This is a genomic window from Micromonospora cynarisoli (assembly GCF_030518815.1).
Lineage (GTDB): Bacteria > Actinomycetota > Actinomycetes > Mycobacteriales > Micromonosporaceae > Micromonospora > Micromonospora wenchangensis.
Window position 1 is genome coordinate 1,017,395 of record NZ_CP130426.1, and the last position, 26,474, is coordinate 1,043,868.

19 protein-coding genes are annotated in these 26,474 nt (G+C 75.2%); 8 read left to right on the plus strand and 11 right to left on the minus strand.

The features are described 5' to 3' along the window. Positions 1–11: 11 nt before the first annotated feature. Positions 12–1,268 carry a PucR family transcriptional regulator gene (locus Q2K16_RS04110; RefSeq protein ID WP_302743613.1) on the minus strand — a complete coding sequence of 419 codons (1,257 nt, stop codon included), beginning with the start codon at positions 1,266–1,268 and terminating at the stop codon, positions 12–14. A gap of 96 nt (positions 1,269–1,364) precedes the next feature. Between Q2K16_RS04110 and Q2K16_RS04115 the strand changes: the two genes are divergently transcribed. Together Q2K16_RS04115 and Q2K16_RS04120 are read left to right on the plus strand one after the other, a co-directional pair. Then, the gene (locus Q2K16_RS04115) at positions 1,365–3,023 is read left to right on the plus strand and encodes an FAD-binding dehydrogenase (RefSeq protein ID WP_302743614.1); all 1,659 of its coding nucleotides are present in this window, start codon (positions 1,365–1,367) and stop codon (positions 3,021–3,023) included. A gap of 63 nt (positions 3,024–3,086) precedes the next feature. Beyond that, a complete protein-coding gene (locus Q2K16_RS04120) occupies positions 3,087–3,737 on the plus strand; it encodes a formylglycine-generating enzyme family protein (RefSeq protein WP_302746358.1) in 651 nt (216 codons plus the stop codon). Positions 3,738–3,812: 75 nt separating this feature from the next. Here Q2K16_RS04120 and Q2K16_RS04125 read toward each other — a convergent pair whose 3' ends face one another. Then, positions 3,813–4,829, minus strand: a complete 1,017-nt coding sequence (locus Q2K16_RS04125) for a LacI family DNA-binding transcriptional regulator (protein WP_088647449.1) — start codon at positions 4,827–4,829, stop codon at positions 3,813–3,815. A 360-nt stretch (positions 4,830–5,189) separates the two neighbouring features. On the opposite strand from Q2K16_RS04125, the gene Q2K16_RS04130 reads away from it, so the two are divergent. Together Q2K16_RS04130 and Q2K16_RS04135 are read left to right on the plus strand one after the other, a co-directional pair. Next, positions 5,190–9,290 (plus strand): SpoIIE family protein phosphatase, encoded by a 4,101-nt coding sequence (locus Q2K16_RS04130; RefSeq protein ID WP_302743615.1) that lies wholly within the window; start codon positions 5,190–5,192, stop codon positions 9,288–9,290. After that, positions 9,287–9,586, plus strand: coding sequence for an STAS domain-containing protein (locus Q2K16_RS04135; RefSeq protein WP_302743616.1), 300 nt, complete (start codon positions 9,287–9,289; stop codon positions 9,584–9,586). The genes Q2K16_RS04130 and Q2K16_RS04135 overlap by 4 nt, the downstream gene beginning before the upstream one ends. Positions 9,587–9,656: 70 nt before the next feature. Here the strand turns inward: Q2K16_RS04135 and Q2K16_RS04140 are convergent, their stop codons facing one another. From Q2K16_RS04140 to Q2K16_RS04150, 3 genes are all read right to left on the minus strand, one after another. Beyond that, positions 9,657–10,364 carry a VOC family protein gene (locus Q2K16_RS04140; RefSeq protein WP_302743617.1) on the minus strand — a complete coding sequence of 236 codons (708 nt, stop codon included), beginning with the start codon at positions 10,362–10,364 and terminating at the stop codon, positions 9,657–9,659. 252 nt (positions 10,365–10,616) lie between these two features. Further along, the gene (locus Q2K16_RS04145; RefSeq protein WP_302746359.1) at positions 10,617–12,296 is read right to left on the minus strand and encodes an ABC transporter ATP-binding protein; all 1,680 of its coding nucleotides are present in this window, start codon (positions 12,294–12,296) and stop codon (positions 10,617–10,619) included. A gap of 50 nt (positions 12,297–12,346) precedes the next feature. Further along, the gene (locus Q2K16_RS04150) at positions 12,347–13,993 is read right to left on the minus strand and encodes an ABC transporter ATP-binding protein (RefSeq protein WP_302746360.1); all 1,647 of its coding nucleotides are present in this window, start codon (positions 13,991–13,993) and stop codon (positions 12,347–12,349) included. Positions 13,994–14,266: 273 nt separating this feature from the next. Between Q2K16_RS04150 and Q2K16_RS04155 the strand changes: the two genes are divergently transcribed. Together Q2K16_RS04155 and Q2K16_RS04160 are read left to right on the plus strand one after the other, a co-directional pair. After that, positions 14,267–15,364, plus strand: a complete 1,098-nt coding sequence (locus Q2K16_RS04155; RefSeq protein ID WP_302743618.1) for an NHL repeat-containing protein — start codon at positions 14,267–14,269, stop codon at positions 15,362–15,364. A gap of 48 nt (positions 15,365–15,412) precedes the next feature. Continuing rightward, the gene (locus tag Q2K16_RS04160) at positions 15,413–18,631 is read left to right on the plus strand and encodes an ATP-binding protein (protein WP_302743619.1); all 3,219 of its coding nucleotides are present in this window, start codon (positions 15,413–15,415) and stop codon (positions 18,629–18,631) included. On the opposite strand, the gene Q2K16_RS04165 is transcribed toward Q2K16_RS04160, so the two are convergent. Together Q2K16_RS04165 and Q2K16_RS04170 are read right to left on the minus strand one after the other, a co-directional pair. Continuing rightward, on the minus strand, positions 18,591–19,418 hold the full coding sequence (locus tag Q2K16_RS04165; protein ID WP_302743620.1) for an ABC transporter permease: 828 nt from the start codon (positions 19,416–19,418) through the stop codon (positions 18,591–18,593). The two genes, Q2K16_RS04160 and Q2K16_RS04165, sit on opposite strands and share 41 nt — an antisense overlap. Continuing rightward, on the minus strand, positions 19,415–20,392 hold the full coding sequence (locus tag Q2K16_RS04170) for an ATP-binding cassette domain-containing protein (protein WP_302743621.1): 978 nt from the start codon (positions 20,390–20,392) through the stop codon (positions 19,415–19,417). Before Q2K16_RS04170 ends, Q2K16_RS04165 begins: the two co-directional genes overlap by 4 nt. 256 nt (positions 20,393–20,648) lie before the next feature. Here Q2K16_RS04170 and Q2K16_RS04175 point away from each other — a divergent pair, with 256 nt between their 5' ends. Continuing rightward, a complete protein-coding gene (locus tag Q2K16_RS04175) occupies positions 20,649–21,293 on the plus strand; it encodes a DUF2238 domain-containing protein (protein WP_302743622.1) in 645 nt (214 codons plus the stop codon). Between the two features lie 54 nt (positions 21,294–21,347). Here the strand turns inward: Q2K16_RS04175 and Q2K16_RS04180 are convergent, their stop codons facing one another. Together Q2K16_RS04180 and Q2K16_RS04185 are read right to left on the minus strand one after the other, a co-directional pair. Beyond that, positions 21,348–22,487, minus strand: coding sequence for a CaiB/BaiF CoA transferase family protein (locus tag Q2K16_RS04180; protein WP_302743623.1), 1,140 nt, complete (start codon positions 22,485–22,487; stop codon positions 21,348–21,350). Next, complete coding sequence (locus Q2K16_RS04185; RefSeq protein WP_302743624.1) at positions 22,477–23,643, minus strand: acyl-CoA dehydrogenase family protein; 1,167 nt, start codon at positions 23,641–23,643, stop codon at positions 22,477–22,479. Before Q2K16_RS04185 ends, Q2K16_RS04180 begins: the two co-directional genes overlap by 11 nt. Positions 23,644–23,805: 162 nt before the next feature. Between Q2K16_RS04185 and Q2K16_RS04190 the strand changes: the two genes are divergently transcribed. After that, positions 23,806–24,450 (plus strand): TetR/AcrR family transcriptional regulator, encoded by a 645-nt coding sequence (locus Q2K16_RS04190; protein WP_302743625.1) that lies wholly within the window; start codon positions 23,806–23,808, stop codon positions 24,448–24,450. Between the two features lie 41 nt (positions 24,451–24,491). Here Q2K16_RS04190 and Q2K16_RS04195 read toward each other — a convergent pair whose 3' ends face one another. Further along, positions 24,492–25,214, minus strand: coding sequence for a polysaccharide deacetylase family protein (locus Q2K16_RS04195; RefSeq protein WP_302743626.1), 723 nt, complete (start codon positions 25,212–25,214; stop codon positions 24,492–24,494). Beyond that, entirely contained in the window at positions 25,211–26,350 is a 1,140-nt protein-coding gene (locus Q2K16_RS04200; protein ID WP_302743627.1) for an MGDG synthase family glycosyltransferase, read from the minus strand. The genes Q2K16_RS04195 and Q2K16_RS04200 overlap by 4 nt, the downstream gene beginning before the upstream one ends. Positions 26,351–26,474 lie beyond the last annotated feature (124 nt).

A 26,474-nucleotide genomic window follows, 5' to 3' on the forward strand; every position in this document is an offset into this window, starting at 1 on the left:
GATCACATGGTTCAACCGTCGCCGGAACGATCCGGCTCACCGGTCGGGTGCTGGTGCAGGGCGAGGGTCAGCAGGAGGCGGGCGTCCGGGTCGTCGAGGTCCGGGCCGAACAGGCCGCGTAGCTGCCGCATCCGGTAGCGGACCGTCTGCGGGTGGGTGTGCAGGTCCGCGGCGACGGCGACCACCTGCCCCTGCCGGCGCAGCCAGCCGCGTAGCGTCTCGGCCAGCGCCCGGCGGGTGGTGGGCCGCAGCCCGGCCAGCGGGGCCAGCACCGTGCCGGCGAGGTGCCCGGCCAGGCCGGGCTCCCACGCGGTGAGCAGGGTGAGCAGGTGGTCGTCGCAGGACACCACCGGGTCCGGGCCGAGCGCGCCGTGCTGGTGCAGGGCCAGCGCCCGGCGGGACAGCCGGTACGACAGCCGCGCCCGGTGCCGCTGCACCGTCGGCCCGAGCGCGGCCCGCCGCCCGACCAGCGCCTGCCGGGCCCGGTCCAGCCGCCCCGGCGTACCGGGCTCGGGCAGCACCACCCGGATGGCGTCGCCGACGACGGCGGCCAGCGCGCCCGCGCCGATGCTCCGGGCCACGTGCTCGGCGTCGGTGCCGTCGACGCTGAACACGGCCACCGTCGCCGGCAACGGCCAGCGGGCCGCGTCGGCGGCGGCGTGCAGCACCGCCCCGGTCGGCGGGTCGGGCTGCACGAGGAGGGTGACCAGCCGGCGGCGGGTGGTGGCCCAGTCCTGGGCGGTGTCGCGCTGTTCGGCGAGGAACCCCTCGGCGGCGGCCCCCGCCAGCGCGTCGACGTAGCCGAACAGCGCCCCGGCGATCACGTACAGGTCGGCCGGGGCCGGGCCGGGGTCCGTGCCGGCCGGCGTGGCGGCGGGCCCGCCGGGCGCGGACGGCGCGGTGGCGTGTTCCACCAGGAAGGCCCAGATGTCGCGGGCCCCGAGGGTGAGCACGGTCCGCAGCGCGTCCACCCGGTGCCCCTCGCGGTACTCGGTGCGGCCGAGGGCGTGGAACACCTCCCGGGTCCCGGTCAGCTCCCGGCCCGGGTCGGCGACCGCGTCGACGAAGGTGTCGACGGCGGTCTGCACGCCCAGCGCCAGGCCCTGCCCCTGCCCACCGGTCAGCGACCGGCCCTGGCCGGCCATCGCGGCCCGGACGGTGGCGAGGATCCGCTCGTGCAGCGGCCCACGCAGCTCCCGCAGGCGGTCGCCGACCGACGGCGCGAGCCCGGCGAGGCCGGGCTCGATGTCGAGCAGGGCGTCGGACACGATCGGCCATCCTTTGTCATCCGGGTGACAATTCCGGTGGTGAATACTGCGCCCCGGCACGGATCATTTTGGCACCAAGCTACCTAGGGTCGGCGCATGGAGACGGATGTCATCGTGATCGGCGCCGGCCTGGCCGGCCTGGTCGCCGCCGCCGAGGCCGCCGACGCGGGCCGCCGGGTGCTGCTGCTGGACCAGGAGTCGGAGCACAACCTCGGCGGGCAGGCGTTCTGGTCGTTCGGCGGGCTGTTCTTCGTCGACTCGCCCGAGCAGCGGCGGATGGGCATCCGCGACTCGGTCGAGCTGGCCTGGCAGGACTGGACCGGCAGCGCCGCCTTCGACCGGCCCGAGGACCACTGGCCGCGCCAGTGGGCGCAGGCGTACGTGCACTTCGCCGCCGGGGAGAAACGGGCCTGGCTGCGGTCGCTGGGCCACCGGGTGTTCCCGGTGGTGAGCTGGGCCGAGCGGGGCGGGGGAGCGGCCCACGGGCACGGCAACTCGGTGCCCCGGTTCCACGTCACCTGGGGCACCGGCCCCGGCGTGGTCGAGCCGTTCGCCAGGCGGGTCCACGAGGCCGTCGCGCAGGGCCGGGTGACGCTGCTGTTCCGGCACCGGGTCGACGAACTCGTCACCACCGCGGGCGTCGTCACCGGGGTACGCGGCGCGCTCCTCGCCCCCGACGACGCGCCCCGGGGGCAGAGCAGCTCCCGGGAGGTCGTCGGTGACTTCCAGCACGACGCCCAGGCCGTCATCATCACCTCGGGCGGCATCGGCGGCAACCACGACCTCGTCCGGCGGGCCTGGCCGGCCCGGCTCGGCACCCCGCCCGCCCGGATGGTCACCGGCGTCCCCGCCCACGTCGACGGCCGGATGCTCGCCGTCACCGAGGCGGCCGGCGGGCAGGTGATCAACCCGGACCGGATGTGGCACTACACCGAGGGGCTGCGCAACTGGGACCCGATCTGGCCCGGACACGGCATCCGCATCCTGCCCGGCCCGTCCTCGCTGTGGCTCGACGCCACCGGGGCCCGGCTGCCGGTGCCGCTGTTCCCCGGCTTCGACACCCTGGCCACCCTGCGACACCTGCGCGCCACCGGCCACGACTACAGCTGGTTCCTGCTCACCCAGAAGATCATCGAGAAGGAGTTCGCGCTGTCGGGCTCCGAGCAGAACCCCGACCTCACCAACCGCAGCGTCCGGCAGGTGCTGCAACGCGTCCGACCGGGGGCGCCCGGCCCGGTCGAGGCGTTCAAGCGGCACGGGGCCGACTTCGTCGTCGCCGACACCCTGCCCGAGCTGGTGGCCGGCATGAACAAGCTGGCCGCCGAGACCGACGGGCCGCAGCTCGACACCGCCGCGCTGACCGCGCTGGTCGAGGCACGGGACAGGGAGATCACCCACCCGTTCGGCAAGGACGCCCAGCTCGCCGCGATCCGGGGGGCCCGCCGCTACCGGGGTGACCGGCTGATCCGGGTCGCCACCCCGCACCGGCTGCTCGACCCGGCGGCCGGCCCGCTGATCGCGGTGCAACTGCACGTGCTCACCCGCAAGAGCCTCGGCGGGCTGCACACCGACCTGTCCGCCCGGGTGCTGCGCCCCGACGGCGAACCGCTGGGCGGGGTGTACGCGGCCGGCGAGGTCGCCGGCTTCGGGGGCGGGGGCATGCACGGCTACAGCGCCCTGGAGGGCACCTTCCTCGGCGGCTGCCTCTTCTCCGGCCGCACCGCCGGTCGCGCCGCGGCGACGGCCGTCGGCTGACGCCGCTACCCGGCCGCGCCCTCGGTAGGCTCGGCTGCGGTGGACGACGACGCGCTGACCGCGATGGTGACCGTCGCGGCGGGGGAGGTGATCCTGTCCGACAGGCGTACCGAGCGGCGCTGGTCGGTCGGGGTGGCGGCGTACCGGCTCGGCGTCGTACCGGTCACCCAGGGGTGGTACGCCCGGGTGACCGGGGAACGGCCGAGCAGCACCCGGGGCGACCGGCTGCCCGTGGAGGGGGTGTCCTGGGTGGACGCCGTGCGTTTCTGCGACACCCTGTCCCGGCAGGAGGGGCTGACCCCGGCGTACCGGCTGCACGACGACGGGGAGGGCGCGGACTGGGACCCGTGCGCCGACGGCTACCGGCTACCGACCGAGGCCGAGTGGGAGTACGCCTGCCGGGCCGGCACCACCGGTCCGCGGTACGGCCCGCTCGACGAGATCGCCTGGTACCGGGACAACTCCGGCGAACGGCCGCACCCGGTGGCCGGGCGCACCCCCAACCCGTGGGGCCTGTACGACCTGCTCGGCAACGTCTGGGAGTGGTGCTGGGACGTCTACGACGCCGAGGTGTACGGCGGATACCGGGTGCTGCGCGGGGGCGGCTGGTTCGACGAGCACTGGAGCTGCCGCGCGTCGGTACGCCGCCGCAGCCACCCGACGTTGCGCATCGACGACGTCGGCTTCCGGCTGGCCCGTTCCCTGCCGCGCTGACCCCGCGACCGGTACCCCCCGGACGGTCCCCTGGCGCGCCGGACGGGGAAGGCGGCCGGGGGTGGAACCCGCCGGTCAGGCCAGCCGACGGGTGCTGTGCCGCACGATCAGCGGGGTGGCCAGCTCGATCCGGTGGCTGTCCAGCCCCTCCCCGGCCACCAGGGAGAGCAGCATCCGGGTCGCCATGCCGGCCATCTCGGCCAGCGGCTGACGCACGGTGGTCAGCGGCGGGGCCGCCCAGCGGGCCGAGTCGAGGTCGTCGAAGCCGACGATGCTGATGTCGTCGGGGACCCGGGCGCCCCGCTCGTAGAGCGCCTCGTAGGCGCCCAGGGCCATCTCGTCGGCGCAGGCGAACACGGCGGTGGGGGGCTGGGCGAGGTCCAGCAGGGCGTTCATCTCCCGGTAGCCCGACGGGGAGGTGAAGTCGCCGTGCCGGACGTACCCGGCGGGGATCTTGCGGTTGGCGGCGTTCATCGCGGCCCGGTACCCGTCGACCCGGGCGCGGCTGCACGGCACCGTCGGCGGGCCGCCGATCACCGCGATCCGGTGGTGACCCAGGTCGAGCAGGTGTTCGGCGGCGGCCACCCCGCCGGACCAGTTCGTCGCCCCGACCGACGGGATGCCCGCGCCGGGCTGACCGGCCGGGTCGATGATGACCACCGGGATGCCCAGTTCGTCGAGCTGACCCTGCTGGCTGGGGGACAGGTCGGAGAGCACGAGCAGCACCCCGTCGCAGCGGCGCTTGGACAGCTGCTCGATCCACCGCCGGTCGGGGCGGCTGCGGCTGCGGCCGTGCACGGCGGAGACGACCACCCCGACGCCCGCCCGGTAGGCCAGTTCCTCGACGCCGTCGAGGATCTGCATCGCCCAGGGGCTGCCGAGATCCCGGAAGACCAGGTCGATGAGGCCGGCGGCACCGGGCACCGAGGGCGCCCGGCGGGCGGTGTACGACCGCCGGTCGAGCAGATCCTGGATCCGCCGCCGGGTCGCCGGGGCGACGTCGGGTCGACCGTTGAGCACCTTCGAGACGGTGGGTACGGACACCCCCGCGGCGGTCGCGATCTCCGACAGCGTCGCCCGGTCCTCCGCCATGCCCATCTCCTCCGCAGTCGTGCGCCCGTCGGCAGCATAGCCCGAAAGTTTCGGAGGTCGGGTGACGCCCTGGTCGTTACGGCGATGCGACCGCCCGACACCGGCTCCCGGCGGCGCGTCGGCCCGTCTGCGGGACGCGGGTCGCCGGGCGTCGGACAGCCGAAACTTTCCCGAAACCGACTTGTCCGGTGCGGAGGGTCAGGCCGGGAAGGAACGCGCCTCCGCGCCCCGCCCGATTTCTGCTCCGGCCGCGCATGCGGCATGCTGTGCCGCGACGGCAGGAGACTCTGCCGGTGGCCGGCGACGAACCGCGGACACGCGGTCGTCCCTGCGCGAGACGTGCGGGAGGGCGGGGCGGCGATGGCCGAGGCTGAGGCGGGGCGTTCCGTGTTCACCGGCACCGGCGAGATGGCGGCCCGGATGCGCGCCTTCGACTGGCCCGCCACCTCCCTCGGCGCGGTCGACGGCTGGCCGGCGAGCCTGCGCACCGCCACCCGGATCTGCCTGACCTCCCGGTTCCCCATGATCGTCTGGTGGGGCCCGGAGCTGCGGTTCCTCTACAACGACGCCTACGGCCCGCTGCTCGGCGGCAAACACCCGGCCCTCGGCAAGCCCGGCGACCAGGTGTGGGGCGAGATCTGGCACATCATCGGGCCGATGCTGCGCGGTGTGGTCGAGACCGGCGAGGCGACCTGGTCGGAGGATCTGCTGCTGCCGATGAACCGGCACGGCTACTGGGAGGAGACGTACTGGACGTACTCCTACAGCCCGCTGCACGACGACGACGGTGTGGTGCGCGGCGTGTTCACCGCGGTCAGCGACACCACCGAACGGGTGATCGGTGAGCGCCGGCTCGCCGCGTTGCAGGACCTGGGGGCCCAGGCCGGCACCGCCCGTACCGTCGGCGAGGCGTGCGAGCTGGTCGCCGGATCGCTCGGCCGGGCCGGGGCCGACGTGCCGTACGCGGCGGTGTACCTGCGTGCCCGCGACGGCGACCTGCGGCTGACCGCCAGCACCCTGCCCGGTGAGGCCGACGGCGCCGCCGCGGCGGTGTGGCCGGTGGCCCAGGTGCTCGCCGACGGTCGACCCGCGCACGTCACCGACCTCGTCGCCCGGGTCGGCGAACTCCCCACCGGGGGCTGGCAGACCGCACCGACCGAGGCGGTGGTGCTGCCGCTGCACGGCGAGACCGGTGCCGAGGACATCGGCGTCATCGTGCTGGCCGCCAGCGCCGGCCGGGCGCTCGACGACGGCTACCGCACCTTCTTCGACCTGGTGGCCCAGCAGAGCGCCGCCCTGATCAACGGCGCGGTCGCCTACGAGGTGCAGCAGCAGCGGGCCGAGGAACTCGTGGAGCTGGACCGGGCCAAGACGGCGTTCTTCTCCAACATCAGCCACGAGTTCCGTACCCCGCTGACGTTGATCAGCGGCCCGTTGCAGGAACTGCGGGCCCGGCTGGGTGACGGGGACGCGCAGGTCCGCGACGAGCTGGACGTCATGCACCGTAACGCGTTGCGGCTGGGCAAGCTGGTCACCGCGCTGCTCGACTTCTCCCGCATCGAGGCCGGCCGGATGCAGGCGAGCTACGAGCCCGTCGACCTGTCCCGGTTCACCGCCGAGCTGGCCAGCGTGTTCCGGGCGGCGGTCGAACGCGCCGGCCTCACCCTCGACGTGGACTGCCCCCCGTTGTCCGGGCCGGTGCACGTCGACCGGGCGATGTGGGAGAAGGTGGTGCTCAACCTGCTCAGCAACGCCCTCAAGTTCACCTTCCACGGCGGCATCCGGGTGGCGGTCGCCGAACGCGACGGCACGCCGACGGTGCAGGTCGTCGACACCGGCATCGGGGTGCCGGCCGACGAGATCCCCCGGCTGTTCGAGCGCTTCCACCGGGTGCCGCAGGCCCGGTCCCGGTCCCACGAGGGCAGCGGCATCGGCCTGGCCCTGGTCCGGGAACTGGTCGGCCTGCACGGCGGCACGATCACCGTGGACAGCACCCCGGACGTCGGCACCACCTTCACCGTGCGGCTGCCGTACGGCGTCGCCCACCTGCCCGCCGAGCACGTCGTCACAGGCGTCGGCGCGCCGGTGCCGTCGGACAGCGCCGAACCGTTCGTCGAGGAGGCGCTGCGCTGGCTGCCGGCCGCCGACACCGACGACCGCCCGGTGCCGCAGCCGTCGCCGGTCGACCTGCCGGGCGCGGACCGGCCCCGGGTGCTGATCGCCGACGACAACGCCGACATGCGCGAGTACCTGCACCGGCTGCTGCGGTCCCGCTACGACGTCACCGCCGTCGGCGACGGGCTCGCCGCGCTGGCCCGGGCCCGGACCGTACCGCCCGACCTGATCGTCAGCGACGTGATGATGCCCGGCCTGGACGGCCTCGAACTGGTCGCCGCGCTGCGAGCCGAACCCCGCACCATGGGGGTGCCGGTGCTGCTGCTGTCGGCCCGCGCCGGCCAGGAGGCCGCCGTCGAGGGGCTGGAGGCCGGCGCCGACGACTACCTGGTCAAACCCTTCTCCGCCGAGGAGTTGCTGGCCCGGGTCCGGGCCAACGTCGACCTGGCCCGGTTGCGCAACCACCACGCCAACTGGCGGACCGCGCTGATCAACTCGTTGCAGGAGGGGTTCTTCGTCCTCGACGCCGACGGCGCGCTGGTGGAGATGAACACCGCCTTCGCCGAGCTGTTCGGGTACGGCCCCGAGGGACTGCCCTACCGTCCCCGCTACCCGTGGTGGCCCGACGACGTCGCCGACGCCTCGGCGAACCGGCTGGTGGCCGACGCGTTCGCCCAGGCGATGACCGTCGCCCACGGATCGTTCGTGGTGCCGCTGCGGCACCGCGACGGGCACCGCCTCTGGACGGCGGTGGCCTTCAACGCGGTCACCGACGACCAGGGACGGCGGATGGTCGTCGGCACGATCCGCGACGTCACCGCCGAACGGTACGCGGTGCAGCGGGAGACCGCCCTCAGCACCCTCAACCAGCGGCTGTCCCGGGCCGGCAGCACCAGCGAGGCGTTGCGCGCCGGCGTCGAGGAGCTGCGCCAGCTCTGGCAGGCCCACCGGGCGGTCGCCACCCACTGGGCACCCGACGGCACGCCGACGGTGACCGCCACCCCCGGCACCGACTGGGGGCAACTGTCCGACCCGGCCCGCGAGACGGTCACTGCGCTGCGGGCGCAGCCACCCCTGCGGATCACCATCGACCCGGCCGCCGGGGCCCGGCCCGCCGGCGTCGGCACCACTGTCGACTCGCCACAGGGCCCGCTGGTGATCTGGCTCGAACTCGACCCGGCACGGGGCTTCGGCACCGAGGACCAGATGCTCCTGCTGCTGCTGTGCGGGGCGCTCGGGCAGGCGTTGCACCGGGCCCACGCCGCCGACCAGCAGCGTGAGGTGGCGGTCGCCCTGCAACGCTCCATCCTCGGCCCGGCCGAACTCCCCGCCGGGTTCGCCGTCCGCTACGAGCCGGCGACCCGCCCCCTCGAGGTCGGCGGCGACTGGTACGACGCGGTGAACCTGCCCGACGGCCGGATCGGCATCGTCGTCGGCGACTGCGTCGGCCGGGGCCTGCCCGCCGCCGCCGTGATGGGGCAACTGCGCAGCGCCTGCCGGGCCCTGCTGCTGGAGGCGTCCGGCCCGGCGCAGGTGCTCACCGCCCTGGACCGGTTCGCCCGGATGCTGCCCGGCGCGGCCTGCACCACCGTGTTCTGCGGCATCCTCGACCCGGAGACCGGGAGGTTGACCTACAGCAGCGCCGGGCACCCGCCGGCGATCCTCACCCATCCCGACGGCCACACCGAACTGCTGGCCGCCGGCCGGGGCAGCCCGCTGGGCATCCCGTCGCGCGGTGGCCGCCCCGACGCGACAAGCATCGTGCCGCCCCGGGCCGTGCTGCTGCTCTACACCGACGGCCTGGTGGAACGCCGCCGGCAGTCCCTCGACACCGGGATCGCGCAGGCCGCCTCCGCCGTCCGGGAGGACCACACCGCCGGGGTGGAACAGCTCGCCGACCGGGTGATGCAGCGGATGACCCCGCGGGGCGGGTACGACGACATCGCCCTGCTGCTCTACCGCCACCCGGCACCGCTGGAGCTGTCGTTCCCCGCTGACCGGTCGCAGATGGCCCCGGTGCGTTCCACCCTGCGCCAGTGGTTGCGCCGCACCGGTGCCGACCCGCACCTGGCCCAGGACGTGCTGGTGGCCACCGGCGAGGCGTGCGCCAACGCGGTCGAGCATGGCCACCGCGACGCCCGTCCCGGGCTGATCCGGTTGCTCGCGGTGGCCGCGGGCACCGAGCTGTTCGTCACGGTGGTCGACTCCGGGCGGTGGAAGGTGCCCGAGATCGACCACGACCGGGGACGCGGCATCAACCTGATGCGCGCGTTGATGTCGCACGTGGACATCCGGACCACCGACGCCGGCACCACCGTCGAGCTGCACACGAGGATTCCCGCATGAACACGCCCCTGGACCTGGCCACCGGCCGGCAGCCTGACGGCGCCCCGCTGCTGACCGTCGCCGGTGAGATCGACATGAGCAACGCCGACCGGTTCCGGGCCGCGATCGCCGGCGCGGTGGTCGACGGGCACCTGCTGACCGTGGACCTGACCGGGGTGGAGTACCTGGACAGCGCCGCGCTCGCCGCGTTGTTCGCCCACGTCGACCGGTTGCGGGTGGTGGCGAACCCGCTGCTGGGCAGCGTCCTGACCATCTCCGGCCTGACCGAGCTGACCACTGTCACCTTCGCCGACTGATCCCCGGTCCGCCGGGCTGCTCCTGCTGGTGCCCTCCTGGCGGTCGCCGTGCGGTTCGCGGCGGGTGGGCTCAGCCTGCGGTCACCCCGAACACGTTGCCGTCCGGGTCGGTCAGCAGGACGACCCCGGTGGCGGTGGCGTCGAGCCGGGTGGCCCCGAGGGCGACCAACCGGTCGACCTCCGGCGACGGGTCGGTGCCGACGGCGGCGAGGTCGAACCGCTGCGGGTCGCGGCCCCGCTGCGGGGCGACGGGCGGCCCACCCCAGGCGACCTTCGTGCCGCCGTGCGGTGCCTGGACGGCGGTCTCCTGGTCCCGGTCCCACACCAGCGGCCAGCCCAGCGCCCGGCTCCAGAAGAGGCCGACCTCGCGGGTGCCGTCGCAGGCGACCTCCCCGAGCCGGCCGCATCCGGCGAGGAAGGTGTTGCCCGGCCCGATGACGCAGAACTCGTTGCCCTCGGGGTCGGCCAGCACGACGTGCGTCTCCTCGGGCCGCTGCCCGACGTCGAGGTGGCTGCCGCCGAGGGTCAGCGCCCGGGCGACCTGCCGTTGCTGGTCGTCGGGGCTGTCGCTGGTCAGGTGCAGGTGCATCCGGTGGGGCCCGGTGCGGTGCGGCTGGCCCGGCACGAACCGCAGGTCGGGTCGGGTGTCGGTGCCGGGCAGGCGGACGCCGCCGGTGCCGTCGGCGACGGTGTCCTGGCCGAGCAGGTCGGCCCAGAACCGGGCCAGTCGGGTCGGGTGCCGTGCGTCCAGGGTCAGCGTCAGGTGTCGCGGGAGCATCCGGGCACCGTAGCCATCCTCGCCGGGGGCGACAACGGTTTTACGGCGCGCGGCCCTCGGACGGCGGCAGGGGTCCGGGCGGGGGACGGGCGTTGCCGCCCGGACCTGCCTGCCGACGACGGGGGCCACCGTCCAACACATCGACAATGATGACTTTACGGAAACGTTTCGGAAACTTCAAGTGGTCGTGCGCGTCGAATCCCTGCCCACGGGCGACATCAGCGGGGAAACTTTTCGAAGTGGCGGTGGCGGTCAGTGGCCGTGCCAGGAGCGCCAGAGGGAGGCGTAGACGCCGTCGGCCGCGACCAGGTCGTCGTGCCGGCCGATCTCGGTGATCCGGCCGTCCTCCAGCACCGCCACCCGGTCGGCGTCGTGCGCGGTGTTGAGCCGGTGCGCGATGGCGATCACCGTCCGGCCGGCCAGCACCGCACCGAGCGCCCGCTCGGTGCGCCGGGCGGTCGTCGGGTCCAGCGCGGCGGTCGCCTCGTCGAGGATCAGGATGTCCGGGTCGGCCAACACGAGCCGGGCCAGCGCCAGTTGCTGGGCCTCGGCCGGGCCCAGGTCCCGCACCCCGGCCCCGAGCGGGGTGTCGAGACCGTCCGGCAGGTCGGTGTACCAGTCGGCCCCCACCGCCTCCAGGGCCGCCCGCAACTGCGCGTCGGTGCCGCCCGGCGCGGCGAACGCCAGATTGTCCCGCAGCGTACCGAGGAAGACGTGGTGTTCCTGGGTGACCAGGGCGATCCGGCGGCGGCGCTCGGCCGGGTCGAGGTCGGTGACCGCGACCCCGCCGAGGCTCACCACCCCCCGGTCGGGCACGTCGATGCCGGCGAGCAACCGGGCCAGGGTGGACTTGCCCGCCCCGGACGGGCCGACCACGGCCAGCCGTTCCCCCGCCGCGACCGTCAGGTCGATGCCGTGCAGCACCTGCGGGCCGTCCGCGTACCGGAACGTAGCCCCGCGCACCTGCACCACGCGCCCGGTGGGCAGGGCCGCCCGGCCCCGGGGCTCCGGCGGCACCTGCCCCACCCCGAGCACCCGGGCGTACGAGGCGACGCCGCGCTGCGCCTGCTCGACCCACAGCAACAGCCGGTCCAGCGGGTCGACCGCCTGTTGCAGGTAGAGCGCGGCGGCGACCACCTCGCCCAGGCTGACCCGCCCCCGCGACAGCAGGACACCCCCGGTGAGCAGCACGGCGGCGATCGGGATCGGATAGCTGCCCTCCACCACCGGGAAGAACACCGACCGCAGCGCGAGGGTGGCCCGCCGGGAGGTCCACACCGCGCCGATTCGGGCGGTGCCGTGGGCGACCCGGTCGCCGCCCAACCGCAGCGCCTCCACGGTGCGGGCACCCTCGGCGGTCGTGGCGAGCGCCTCGGTCAGCTCCGCAGTGGCCGCCCCCTCCGCCAGGTAGGCCGGGGCGGCCCGGCGCAGGTACCAGCGCACCACCACCGCGATCGACGGGAGCCCGGCGAGCGCGACCAGGCCGAGCAGCGGGTCCAGCAGGAACACCGCGCCGAACAGCAGCGTCAACTGGGTCCCCGCGATGACCACCACCGGCACCACGTCGCGCAGCATGGTGCCCACCGTGGACACGTCCACCGAACTCCGGGTGGCCAGGTCACCGGTGCCGGCGTGCTCGACCACCGAGACGGGCAGGCCGAGCAGGCGGGTCACGAAGTCCTCGCGGAGCCGGGCCACCGCCCGCTCGCCGAACCGGTGCCCGGCGTACTGGGCGTAGCGGGCGAGCAACCCCTGCACCAGCACGCAGCCACCGATGGCCAGCGCCGACCGGTCCACCGCGCCGACCCCGGCGCCGGCCGTGACCTGGTCGACGATCCGCCCGATCAGCCACGGCGCGGCCAGCCCGGCGAGGGCGGCGGCGCTGTGCAACGCCAGCACCCCGGCGACCGCCCACCGGTCGCCGGCGAGCATGTCGCGGGCGGCCCGCCGGACCACCGCCGGGCCCGCGACCGGGAGCTTCGTCACCGTCCGGCCCGCCCGACCGGCGCGTCGTCCGTGCCGCTGGTCCGCCAGACCAGCCGCCGGTAGTCCGGGTCGGCGGCCAGCAGCGTGGCGTGCGTCCCGGTGCCGGTGATCCGGCCGCCGCGCAGGTGGGCGACGGTGTCGGCGTGCCCGAGCAGCACCGGTGAGGTGCTCAGCAGCACCGTCGTGCGACCCGCACGGGCCTGCCGCAGGCGCTGCGCCACCCGGGCCTCGGTGTGCGCGTCCACCGCCGACGTCGGGTCGACCAGGATCAGCACCTCCGGGTCGGCGAGCAGGGCACGGGCCAGCCGGACCCGCTGCCGCTGACCGCCGGAGAGGGTACGGGCCCGGTCGCCGACCGGGGCGTCGAGGCCGTCGGGGAGCCCCTCGACGACGTCGCGGGCCGACGCCACGTGCAGCGCCGCGTCGATCCGGGCGTCGTCGACGGTGCCGTGCGGGCCGGCGAGGATCTGCCGCAGCGTCCCGGCGAAGAGATACCCGTCGTGGTCGGCGACGAGGATGCGGGAGCGCACCTCGTCGAGGTCGACGGCCGTCAACGGGACCCCGCCCCAGGTGACCGCGCCGGTGACGTACCGGCCCAGCCGGTCGGCCAGGGCCGTCGCGTCGGCCGGGTCGTCGGCGGCGACGCCGACCAACCGGCCCACCGGGACCGTCAGCCCGCTGTCCGGGTCGTGCAGCGGGGCCGGTCCGGCCGGGGCGGGCCGGGTCGCCGGGCCGCCCACCGGGTCGGGGGCGAGCCGGAGCAGGTCGACGATCCGCCGGGCGGCGACCCGGCCCTGGATCAACTGGTAGCTGCCCTCCAGCAGGAACCAGACCGGCACGATGAGCACCGCCACGTAGCCGTAGACGGCCACCAGTTGCCCGATGGTGATCCCGCCCGCCACGGCCGTGCGGGCGGCCAGCCACACCACCACGGCGAGGAACACCCCGGGGATGACGGCGGTCAGCGCGTCGACCCAGCTGAGCACCGCACCCACCCGGTAGCCCTCGGTCCGCAGCCGTTGCGACCGGGCGGCGTACCGGCGGGCGAACAGGTGCCGGCCACCCACCCCGGCGAGTACCCGCAGGCCGGCCACGATGTCGTCGGCCCGGGTGGTCAGCTCGCCCTGCTGCTGCCGGTAGACCGCTTCGGCCCGCTCCAGCCGGCGCAGCAGCGGGCCGACCACCAGCGCTACCACCGGCACCCCGAGCAGCGTCACCAGCGCCAGCACCGGGTCGATCGACCAGAGCACCACGGCCGCGACCGCGTACGCCAGCACCGCGCCCACCCCCGGGCCGGTCAGGGTGAGCACCTGCGAGGTGCGCACGATGTCGTACCCGCCGACGGTGGCGACGTCACCGGCGGCGAGCCGCCGGGGCAGCACCGCGCCGACCCCGGCGAGCTGCCGCAGCAGCACGGCCGCCGAGCGGGCGCTGGCGTCCTCGCGGATGAACGTCATGGTCCGGTGCCGCATGATGCCCGCCCAGGCCAGCGCGGCCCCGGCGACCACGATCGCGGCGACCCAGCCGAGCAACGCGGCGGTGTCGCCGGTCCGCAGCCCGTCGTCGACGGCGCGGGCGACCAGGAACGGCCGCACCGACAGCCCCACCATCCAGACCGTGCCGAACAGCGACCCGCGCAGCACCCGCCACGGCTGGCAGCGGACCAGCCACCAGATGTACCGCAGCGGCCCCGTCGTGTCCGGCGTGCCCGGGTCCGGGTGGGGCAGGCGTGGAGGCACCGGCCCAGGCTAGTCACCGGCCGCCGGCCGCGCCGGCCCGTACCCGTCCGCGACGCGGTGGCGTACGCCTCAGTGCCCGGCGGGGTGGCGGCATTGACGCCGGTGTACGGCGACAGGCAAGCTCCTGTGCTCGGATCGTCGGCGGCGGGCGTCGCCGGCCACGGCGGGGGAGGGTCGATGACGCGGCGGACGGCCACCCGCGTATCGACACTGCTCACCACGCTGCTCGTCGTCGGCACGACGACGGTGGTCGCCCCCGACCCGGCCCACGCGGCGGCGGCCACGGTGTGCCGGGTCCGTGACGGGCGGCTGACCGAGATCTCCGGCATGGCCGCCACCGACTCCGGGTTCGTGATGGTCAACGACGGTGCCGACGAGGCGTCCCGGCGGCGCATCTTCTTCCTCGACCCCCGGTGCGCGGTGGTGCGCACGGTGGCCTACCCGTCGCGGCCCCGCGACACCGAGGACCTGGCGGTCGGCGCGGACGGCACGGTGTGGGTCGCCGACATCGGCGACAACGACCGGACCCGGTCCACGGTGGCGCTGTGGAAGCTCGCCCCCGGGGCCCGCCGGCCGGTGCTGCACCGCCTGACGTACCCCGACGGGGCGCACGACGCGGAGGCGCTGCTGCTCGACGGGGCCGGCCGGCCGGTGGTGGTGACCAAGCAGGGCGGCAGTGCCGGCGTCTACGTGCCGGCCGGGCCGCTGCGGGCCGGCGCGACGGTGCCGATGACGTTGGCCGGGCAGCTCCGGCTGCCGCTCACCACGACCCCGAACCCGTACTCGTTCTTCGGCCGCCGGCTGGTCACCGGCGGGGCCACCGCGCCGGACGGCCGCCGGGTGGTGCTGCGCACCTACGCCGACGCCTTCGAGTACGAGGTGACCGACGGCGACGTGGTGGCCGCCCTGACCGGCGGCACGCCCCGGACCGTACCGCTGCCCGACGAGCCGCAGGGCGAGTCAATCAGCTACAGCCGGGACGGCCGCTGGCTGCTCACCGTCTCCGAGACCGCCGGTCAGCCCCCCGGCACCCTGCCGACGGTGCTGCGCTACGCCCGCCCGTCGGCCCCCACGCCGGCCGCATCGTCCCCGCCCGCCCCGACGGCGTCCACCGGCGTGCCCGCCGCGGCGTCCCCGGGTACGACCCCCGCCGTGGGCCCCCGGACCGGCGTCGACGGAACCCGGTCGCTGCTGCTGGGGGTCGGGGTGATCGGCGTCGGGCTGCTGCTGGCGGCGCTGGTGGGGGTGGTCCGGGCGCGGCGGACCCGCCGCTGAACCGGGGGACGGCGTCGGCCGGGTGTCCCGGTGGGGGATGCTGGAGCCGTGCAGATCAGCATCCTCGGCCCGCTCGCCGTCGACGGCCGGCCGGTCCGGGGCGAACGGCTCGCCGCCGTGATCCGCACGCTCGTCGACGCGCGGGGCCGGGCGGTCTCCACCCCGCTGCTGGTGGACGCGGTGTGGGACGGCACGCCGCCGGACGACGCGACCGGCGCGGTGCAGGCCCTGGTCTCCCGGGTACGCCGACTCGGACTGCCGGTGGTCGCCGTCCCGGGTGGCTACCGGTTGCCCGCCGAGCAGGTCACCGTCGACGCGGTCCGGGCCCGGTCGCTGCTGGAACAGGGCCGGGCGGCCCTGCGCGGCGGTGCCGGGCCGGCCGCCCGGGACGCCGCCGACGCGGCCCGGGCGCTGTTCCCCGAGGTCCCGGAGTGTGGCACCGGCGCGACCGGCCGGCTGTTCGTCGACGTCGTCGCGTTGCGCGCCGAGGCGGCACTGACCGGCCCCGGCCCGTACGACGACGGCGACCTGCGGCGGCTCGTGGCGCGGACCCCGCCGGACGAGCCGTCGGCCGCCCTGCTGGTCCGGATGCTCGCCGCCCAGGGGCGCGACGCCGAGGCCCTGGAGGTGGTCGCGCGGTTACGCACCGACCTGGCCGATCGCTACGGCACCGACCCGTCACCGCTGATCAGCCAGGTCCACCTGGCCTTGCTGCGGGGCGAACTGTCCGCCCCGACCGGCCCGGCGTCGCCGACCGCGTCCACCCGGAGCGTGCTGCCGTCCGGGTGGCGGCGGCCGGTGACCGCGCTCGTCGGCCGGGAACGCGACGTCGAGGCGGTGGAGGCGGCGCTGACCGAGGCGGCCCTGGTGACGGTCGTGGCCACCGGCGGCGCGGGCAAGACCCGGCTCGCCGCCGAGGTGGTACGCCGGGCGGTGGCGGCCGGCCGACCGGCCCGGGTGATCGAACTGGCCGGCCTGCGGGCCGCCGAGGAGGTGCTGCCCGCCGTCCTGGCGACCCTCGGCGGGGCGGACACCACGACGGCCGGCGGCACCCTGGGCCTCGACCGCCGGGTGCTCACCCCGCAGGAGCGGCTGCGTGCCCTGGCGCCGGATCTCGACGGCCTGGTGGTGCTGGACAACTGTGAACACCTGCTGGACCCGGTGGCGGCGGTCGTCGCGGACCTGCTCGCGGTGAGCCCACCCGAGGTGGCCGTGCTGGCGACCAGCCGGGCACCGCTGGGCCTGGCCGGGGAGCGGGTGCACCGGTTGACCGTGCTGCCCGACGCCGACGCGGTGGCGCTGGTCGAGTCCCGGGCCCGCGCCGGGGGTGCGGTGCCCACCTGGGACACCGACCGGGCGTTGGCCCTGTGTCACCGGCTGGACAACCTGCCGCTGGCCCTCGAACTGGCCGCCGCCCGGCTGCGGCACATGCCGATCGACGACGTGCTCGCCGGGCTGACCGACCGGTTCGCGCTGCTCGACGCCGCGCTGCGCGGCCTGCCGGAACGGCACGCGAGCCTGTGGGCGATGGTCGACTGGAGCCGGGAACTGCTCGCCCCCGCCGACCGGGACCTGCTCCAGCGGGTCGCGGTGGTCCCCGCCCCGTTCACCGCCGACCTCGCCGCCGCCGTCGCCGGCCTCCCCGACGTCCGGCGTGGGCTGGCGCGGCTGGTCGAACAGTCCCTGCTGACCCTCGTCGAGGGCGACGGCCCACCCCGCTACCGGATGCTGGAGACCGTCCGCGAGTACGGCGAGGCCCGGCTCGACGCCGCCGGTGACCGTGCCCCGGCCATGGCCGGCCTGGTCGGCTGGGCCCGGCGGCAGGCGGTCGGGCTGCTCGACCGGTTCATCGGTCCCGACCAGCTCGACGCGTTCGACCGGTGTGCCGCCGAGCAGGACAATCTCGTCGCCGGCCTGCGGTGGGCGGCCGGGCACGACGACGAACCGGCGGTGGTGGACATCGCCACCCCGCTGTTCCACCTGTGGGCGGTGCGGGGCCTGCACCTGGAGGTCTCCGGCTGGTCGCGGGCCCTGCTGCACCTCGACGCCCCCGACCGGCGACGCGGCTCCGCGATCGTCTCCGGCCGGGCCAGCGGTCGGTCGTTGCCCGACGCCGACCGGCTGACCTGGATGTGCCTGCTGGTGGTGGTCAACGCCGGCATCACCGGCCCGCTGCGGCTCGCCGTGCTCGCCCGCCGGGCCCTGCGCCGGCTGCTGGCCGAGCGGCCCCGGGAGGTCTCCTCCCGGCACGCGGTGCTCGCCTCGGTGCTGCCGGCGTTCGACCAGCTCGACCCGGAGCAGGCGCTGCCGGGCACCACCACCCTGATCGAGCATCCCGACCCGTACGTGCAGGGCTTCGGCCTGTTCGCCCGCGCGGCGATCGGGGACAGTGGGGGTCTGCCGACGGCCTCGGTGACCGACGCCGAGCAGGCCTACCGTCGGTTCGAGACGGCCGGCGACCACTGGGGGATGGCGATGGCGGCGCAGGTCGTCGGGCACGGCCTGACCCCCACCGACGGCGGGTCCACCGAGTGGCTGGCGCGCGGGGTGCACCACATGGAGCTGATCGGCGCCACCCAGGACGTCCGCGCCGCCCAGGTGGTGCTGGACGTGCAGCTCGCGCTGCGCGGTGACCCGGCGGCCGAGCAGCGGTTGGTCGAGACGGCGACCCCCGGCCGGGGGGAGGAGGTGGAGACCGCGCAGGCGGGCCTGGGGTTGGCCCGCCTCGCCTGGCAGCGCGGGCGGCACGCCGAGGCGCTCGACCACGCCGACGCGGTGGTCCGCTCGCTGGCCGGGTGGACCGGCCCGCCGCCGCAGCCCCGGGTGGTGCTGCGGGTCGCGGTGGCGGTGCTGCGCCTGCGGATCGCCGAGGTGTGGCCGGCCGCCCGACGCGACGTCGACCTCCGCGCCACCGAGCTGCTGGCCACCGCCGGCGCGGAGGCGCTGTCGTCGCGGGACCTGCCGGTGATCGGGACCTGGGCGTTGGGTGGCGCCGAACTCGCCGCCTGGCGCGACGACGTCGGGACCGCCCGGGAGCTGTTCGCGCTCGGCACCCGGCTGGGCAGCAACTCGGCGGCGTTCTTCCCGTCGGGCATCGGGGAACGGCTCACCGCCGCCCTCGGTGACGAGGCGCGGCGGGAGCCGTTGCTGGCCGGGTGGCGGGCGCGGCCGGCCGCCGCGGCCACCGGCCGTGTCGGCGAGCTGATGGCCGACCTGCTCGGCCGGATCAGACCCGCCGCCGGTACGCGCGCAGCGCCAGTGGCATGAACACCGCCACGAAGCCGGCGCACCACAGCAGCGTCCACCACACGTGGTTGCCGACCGGGCTGCCGAGGAACAGTCCGCGCATCGCCGTCACCAGGTGGGTCAGCGGGTTCACCGTCACCACCGCCTGCATCCAGCCCGGCAGGGTGCCGGCGGCGACGAACACGTTGGACGCGAAGCTCAACGGCATGATCAGCGCGAACATCACCCCCTGCACCGCGCCCGGCGTGCGGACCTTCATCCCGACGTAGACGGGCAGCCAGCTCAGGCAGAGCGCGAACAGCACCGCGAGCAGGCAACCGGCGAGCGCCTGCACCGGGCCGGACTCGATCCGGAAACCGAGCAGGTAACCGATCGCCAGCGTCGAGACGGTCACGATCACGTACCGCACCACGTCGCCGAAGACCGCGCCGACCAGCGGTGCGGACCGGGGGACGGGCAGCGAACGGAACCTGTCGAAGATGCCCTTGGCGATGTCGGTGTTGAGGTTGACGCCGATCGCGATGCACCCGGTGGCGATGGTCTGCGCCAGGATGCCCGGCAGCAGGTACTGGAGGTAGTCGTGGGTGGATCCGGCGACCGCGCCGCCGAAGACGTACACGAAGATGACCAGGAACAGCACCGGTTGCAGGGTGACGTCGATCAACGCCTCGGGGGTGCGCCAGGTCTTGATCAGGCTACGCTTCGCCAGGGCCAGCGAGTGCCGCAGCAGGCGCAGCGGCCGGGGCTGGGCCACGACCGTGGACAGCGTCGGCCCGGTGCGGGGCGGGGTGCCGGTCAGGGTGCTCATGCGGCGACCTCCGTACGGGTGGTGTCGTCGTCGGCCGCGGTCCGGCCGGTGAGGGTGAAGAAGACCTCGTCGAGGCTGGGCAGGTGCAGCGAGAGTTCGGTGACCGTGATGCCGGCGGCGGCCAGCCGGGCGACGCTCTCGGTCAGCGCGGAGTCGTCGGTGACCGGCACCGCGAGCACGCCCCTGCGGATCTCGTCGGCGGGCGCGCCGGAGCCCACCCGGGACAGGATCGCCGCCGTCGGGGCCAACTGCGCCGGGTCGGTCGGCCGCACCTCCAGGGTCTGCCCGCCGACGACCCACTTGAGCCCGTCCGGGGTGTCGTGGGCGATGACCCGGCCGTGGTCGATCACCGTGATCGCGTCGGCCAGCGCGTCGGCCTCCTCCAGGTACTGGGTGGTGAGCAGCACGGTCGCCCCGTTGGTCACCAGCGACCGGACGACGTCCCACATGTCCTCGCGCTTGGCCGGGTCGAGGCCGGTCGTCGGCTCGTCCAGGAAGATCACGTCCGGTGAGCCGACCAGGCTGGCGGCCAGGTCCAGCCGGCGGCGCATCCCGCCGGAGTAGGTCTTGGCCGGGCGGTTCGCGGCGGCGGTCAGGTCGAACCAGTCGAGCAGTTCGGCCGCCCGCCGCCGCGCGCCGGCCCGGCCGAGTTCCAGCAGCGTCCCGAACAGTTCCAGGTTCTGCCGCCCGGTCAGGTCCTCGTCGACGGAGGCGTACTGGCCGGTGAGGCCGATGGACTGCCGGACCCGCTCGGCCTGGCGTACCACGTCGAGGCCGTTGATCCGGGCGGTGCCGGCGTCGGGGACCAGCAGGGTGGACAGGATGCGCACGGCGGTGGTCTTGCCGGCCCCGTTGGGGCCGAGCACCCCGAGCACGGTGCCCCGGGGCACGGCCAGGTCCACCCCCTGCAGCGCCCGGGTGGACCCGAAGGTCTTGACCAGGCCCTCGGCTTCGATCATCAACTCAGCTGTCATGCCGGCCAGCGTGCGCCGGCGGGCTGACACCGCGCCGACATGCCACCGACACGCCGCCGACGCCCCGCCCGGGGTCAGCACCGGACGATGGTAGGCCTCCGCCTGCACAGAGCCGATAGATGGAGAACAGTGGCAATTTCCCCGTCCGACGTCGACCGGGACGCCCGGCCCGGCGACCGCGACCGGGTGCGGGCGCTGTTATCGTCGGCGGCCGGGCGGCGACTGGGCGGCCCCACACATCGAACAGGTGGTCGCCGTGACGCGGGCCCGTACGCTCGTCCCGCCGGTGCTGCTGGGTCTCGTCGTCGCGGCGCTGGTGCTCTCCGGCGTCCGGCCGTACGACCGGCTGACCTGGCTGCTGGAGACGGTCTGGGTGATCGTCGGCGTGCCGGTCGTGCTGCTGGTGTGGCGGCGGTTCCCGCTGACCACCCTGCTGTGCTGCCTGCTGGCGGCGCACGCGCTGGTCCTCGTCGTCGGCGGCCACTGGAGCTACGCGCGGGTCCCGCCCGGCGACTGGGTACGCGACTCCCTCGACCTCTCCCGCAACCCGTACGACCGGCTCGGGCACTTCGTGCAGGGTTTCGTCCCGGCGATCCTGGTCCGCGAGATCCTGGCCCGGCGCTCCCCGCTGCGCGGCAGCCGGTGGCTCGCCCCGCTGGTGGTCTGCGCCTGCCTCGCCTTCAGCGCCTTCTTCGAGATGATCGAGTGGTGGTCCTCGGTGGCCGGTGGCTCCGCCGCCGACGACTTCCTCGGCACCCAGGGCGACGTCTGGGACACCCAGTGGGACATGTTCCTCGCGCTGGTCGGCGCGGTCACCTCACTGGCGCTGCTCAGCCGGTGGCACGACCGCCAACTACCGGACCCGACGCCCACGCGCCCCGCCGCCGTCCCGGTGGGCTGAGCACCGGCCCCGGAGCACGGCGGAGCCGGTCGCGGCGGCAGCCGGGCCGGCAGGTCACGGTCGGTCGGCCCAGTCGTCGAGGATGGTGGCGACGTCCAGCGGGTCGGCCGGGTCCGGTGCGGGCCGGGGCGGCGGCGCGGGCGTCCGGGCGAACCGGGGCGCCGGCGCCGGCTGCACCGCACCGTCCACCTCGACGAACGTGCCCCGGGCGGCGTTGTGCGGATGGCGGTGCGCCTCGGTGGGGGCGAGCACCGGCGCGACACAGGCGTCGAGGCCGGCGAAGACCGCCGTCCACTCGTCGCGGGTGCGTTCGGCGAACCGGGCGGCGAACCGGCGGCGCAGCTCCGGCCAGCCGTCCGGGTCGTACTGGGCGGGCAGCGTCGGGTCGTCGGCCAGGCCGAGCCCGGTCAGCAGCGTGGTGTAGAACGCCGGTTCCAGCGCGCCCACCGCCACGAACCGGTCGTCGGCGGTGCGGTAGGTGTCATAGAATGGGGCCCCGCCGTCGAGCAGGTTGCCGCCCCTCGGCGCGCTCCACCGGCCCGCGCCGAGCATCCCGTGCAGGAACGCGGTGAGCAGCGCCGACCCGTCGACCATCGCGGCGTCGACCACCTGCCCGAGACCTGAGCGTTCCCGTTCCAGCAGCGCGGCCAGCACCCCGGTGGCGAGCAGCATCCCACCCCCGGCGAAGTCGCCGAGCAGGTTCAGCGGGGCGTGCGGGCGGTGTCCGGGGCGGCCCAGCGGCTCCAGCGCGCCGGCTAGCGCGATGTAGTCGATGTCGTGCCCGGCGCGGGCGGCCAACGGGCCGTCCTGTCCCCAGCCGGTCATCCGGGCGTACACCAGGCGGGGGTTGCGGTCCCGGCAGGCCCGTGGCCCGAAGCCGAGCCGCTCGGCCACCCCCGGCCGGTACGCCTCGACCAGCACGTCGGCCCGCTCGACCAGGCGCAGCAGGTCGGCCACCCCGGCGGGGGTCTTCAGGTCCAGCGTGGTGACCCGCCGTCCCCGGTGCAGCGGGCCGGTCGTCGGTACGCTCAGCCGTCCCGGGCCGACGCCGCCCGGCCGGTCGACCCGCACCACGTCCGCGCCGAGGTCGGCCAGCACCATGCAGCCGAACGGGGCCGGGGCCAGGCTGGCCAGCTCCACCACCCGCACCCCGGCCAGCGGTCCGCCGGCGGGCGCGTCGGGGTCAGAGGGCACGGGCGATCAGCTCCTTCATGATCTCGTTGGTGCCGCCGTAGATCTTCTGCACCCGGGCGTCGGCGTACATCCGGGCGATCGGGTACTCGGTGGTGTATCCGTAGCCGCCGAACAGTTGCAGGCACCTGTCGACGATCTCGCACTGTCCCTCGGTGAGCCACGCTTTCGCCATCGCCGCAGTGGCCACGTCCAGCTCGCCCCGGTCGTGCCGGCCGATGCAGTCGTCGAGGAACACCCGGCTGACCCGGGTCCGGGTGACGCAGTCGGCAAGCACCATCCGGGTGTTCTGGTGACCGATCAGCGGTTTGCCGAAGGCGTTGCGTTCCTTGACGTACGCGGTGGTCAGCTCCACCGCCCGCTGCATCGCCGCCACCGCGCCGACGCCGATGACCAGGCGTTCCTGGGGGAGTTGCCGCATCATCTGGCCGAAGCCGAGCCCCTCGGTCCCGCCGAGCAGGTGGTCCGCCGGCACCCGCAGCCCGTCGAAGAACAGCTCGGCGGTGTCGTTGCCGTGCAGCCCGATCTTGGACAGCAGCCGGCCCCGCCGGAATCCGGCCGGTTCGTCGCCGACCTCGCAGACCAGCAGCGAGATGCCGGCGGCGCCCCGGGTCGGGTCGGTCTTGACGGCCAGGACGACCAGGTCGGCGAGGCCGCCGTTGCTGATGAACGTCTTGGCCCCGGTGACCAGGTAGTCGTCTCCGTCGCGGACGGCCCGGGTGCGCATCGCCTGCAGGTCGGAGCCGCCGTCGGGTTCGGTCATCGCGATCGCCCCGACCAGTTCCCCCCGGCACAGTCCGGGCAGCCAGCGCCGCTTCTGCTCGGCGCTGCCGTAGGCGACGAGGTAGCCGGTGACGATGCCGCTGTGCACGGCCAGCCCGAGGGTGCTCTCCCCGACGTGCGTCTGTTCGTGCAGCAGGACCGCCTCGTGGGTGAAGCCGCCGCCGCCCCCGCCGTACTCCTCGGGCACGGACAGGCCGAGCAGGCCCAGCTCACCGGCACGCCGGTAGTGGTCCCGGTCGGGGTGGCCCTGCGCCAGCAGCCGTTCGGTGTGCGGCAGCACCTCCCGGGTGAAGAAGTCACGGGCCAGGTCGGCGAGGTCGTCGTGCTCGGGCGCGCGCCACGGCGGGGTGTAGGTGTCGAGTCCAGGCGTCGGCATGGGTCCACCCTCACGCCCTGTTGGCGACGTGTCAACAATCCTTGATCATCGTCCGGCGTCGGTCCCGTCGCCGATGACCGGCACCCCGCCCGCCGCCCGGCTGACGGGACCGGCCCGCCGACCCGGGACACGCCGCGCCCACCTGCAGATAGGGTTCGGCGGATGAGCGTTGACACCGAACCCCGGCGACGGCGGCTGGAGCCCGACGCCCGGCGGGGACAGATCCTCGCCTGCGCGGTACGGCTGTTCGGCGCGCGCCCGTACGCGGACGTGTCGACCACCGACGTCGCCCGCGAAGCCGGGGTGGCCCGGGGCCTGATCAACCACTACTTCGGCACCAAGAAGCAGCTCTACCTGGAGGTCGTCCGGGTGATGGTGACGGTGCCCGGGGTCGCCGTCGAGCGGCTGCCCGACGGCGACCTGCGTACCCGGGTCGACGCCAGCGTCACCTGGTTCCTCGACGTGGTCTCCCGGCACCGCGACTCCTGGCTGGCCGCCGTCACCGCCGGCGGGATGGGCCACGACGCCGACGTCGCCCGGGTGCTCACCGAGGCCGAGGAGGTCGCGGCGGACAGCGTGCTCGTCGCGGTGGGGCTGGCCGACGTCACCACCTGCCGGGCCGAGCTGCGCGGCATGATCCGGGCGTACGGGGGGCTGGCCACCTCGACCGCCCGGGAGTGGCTCCAGCGGGGCGCGCTGGACCGCGACCAGGTGCACCTGCTGCTGACCGCCACCCTGCTGACCATCGTGGAGCAGGTCTACCCGACCATCGCCGGCCGCCGTTCGGCCGCGTCCTGCCCGGCCTGATCCGCCGACGGACCCGCCCGCCCGCGACAGCACCGCGAGGGTCACGTCCCGTCCAGGTGGTCGCCGAGCGGGCCCACCGCCCACCCCCGCTGCCGGCACTCGTCGAGCAGGTGGGGGAGGGCGTCGAGGGCGGCCCGCCACGCCCCGGGGGCCGCCGCGCAGGAGGAGTCGTGCAGCAGCACGGTGCCGCCGCCGCGCAGTCCGCGACGGAGTTCGGCAAGCACCGACCGGGCGTCGGCGGTACGGGTCCAGTCCCGTCCCCAGCAGGTCCAGAGCACCGGCCGCAGGCCCAGCCGGTGGGCGGCCAGCAAAGCCGGTCCGGTCAACACCCCGTACGGGGGACGGTAGAACCGGGGAACCTGCCCGGTGACGGCGACGGTCAGCGCGTGCGCGGCGGCGAGGTCCCGACCGGTGGCCAGTGGCCCCCGCAGCAGCAGGTTGCGGTGTTCCCCGCCGTGCAGGGCCACCTCGTGCCCGGCGGCGACCAGCCGCCGTCCCACGTCGGGGTGCCGTCGCAGCATGGAGCCGAGCAGGAAGAACGTCGCCCGTACCCGGTGGGCGGCCAGCACCTCCAGGAAGTACGGGGTGGACTGCGGATCGGGGCCGTCGTCGAAGGTCAGCGCGATCCGGTCCGGCGGTCCCACCCCGTCGAGCCGGTGCAGCAGCCGTCCCCGCAGCGCCGGCAGGGCGGTGACCGCCGGCGTCCCGTGCAGGCCGACGGCGGCCAGCCCGGCCACCAGCAGGCCCGCCGTCCGCTGCCTCACCGGCGGCCCCGCGACGCCGCGAGCAGCGCCGCGACCACCGCCACGGCATCGCCGAGGTGCCGGCGGGGCCGGTGGTACGCCTGGCCGGTGCCGGGTACGGCGGCCATCTCGGTGACCAGTGCCTCCACGTCGGCCGGGTCGGCGGACAGCGGGACGAACCGGTCCTGCCGGCCGGTGGTCTCCATCAGCGCCGGCCGCAACTGCTCCACCGACGACGCGCGTCGGGTCAGGCCGGCCCGGGCGAGGATGCCGGCGTTGGCCCGCCCGTGTCCGGGCAGCGGCCGGTAGGTCACCACCGGCACCCCGGCGGAGAGCGCCTCCTGGCAGGTCAGGCCGCCCGCGTTCTCCACCACGACGTCCACCGCGCGCATCAGGGTCGGCATGTCGTCCACCCAGCCCAACACGTGCTCCCAGTCCCGGCGGAGCCGGTCGTAGAGCGGGGTGTTGCGCCCGCACACCACGACCGGTCGGGCCCAGCCGGTCGCCCCGACCTCCGCCACCGTGGTCTCGACGTCCCCGGCGCCCCACGCCCCGGCGACGATCAGCGCCAGCCGGTCCCGTTCGGGCAGCCCGAACCGGCGGCGGGCCTGCCGCCGGTCGATGCGGTGCGCGCCGCCGAAGGCGGGTGACACCAGCGGTCGCACCGTCGTGACCGGCGTGGCGTCGGCGTCGACCGGGGGCACCTCGGCGTGCCGCAGCGCGTAGTACCGGTCCACGCCGGGGCTCAGCCAGGTGGGGTGCAGCGCGAAGTCGGTGACGTAGCTGACCACCGGGACGCCGAGCCGACCCTGCCGGCGCAGCGGTCCGAGGAGTTGGTTGGCGAAGGGGTAGGTGGTCACCACGGCGAGGGTGTCCGGTGGGATGGCCCGGCCCATCCGACGTCGTACCGGTCGTAGCAGGCCGCGGATCAGCGCGACGGACAGCCGGGACCGGGCGGTCAGGGTGAACAGGGCGTCGTAGCCGCGGGGCAGCCAGCGCAGCACGTCCCGGTACGCCTCCCGGAACAGCCAGCGCACCGGGCGCGGCAGCACGTCAAGCAGGTTCAGCCGGTCCACCGTGAAGCCGCGTTCCCGCAGCCGGTGGGCCAGTTCGCCGGCTGCGGTGTCGTGGCCGGCACCGACATCCGCCGAGATCACGAGGACCCGCCCTCGGCACTCCATGCGAGCGCGCATACCCGTCGCGGGTCGGGACAGTCCCCGGTGGCGGGACCTACCCGGCACGCAAAACAGGAAGACGTCTTTACTGTTAACAAACTTTAAT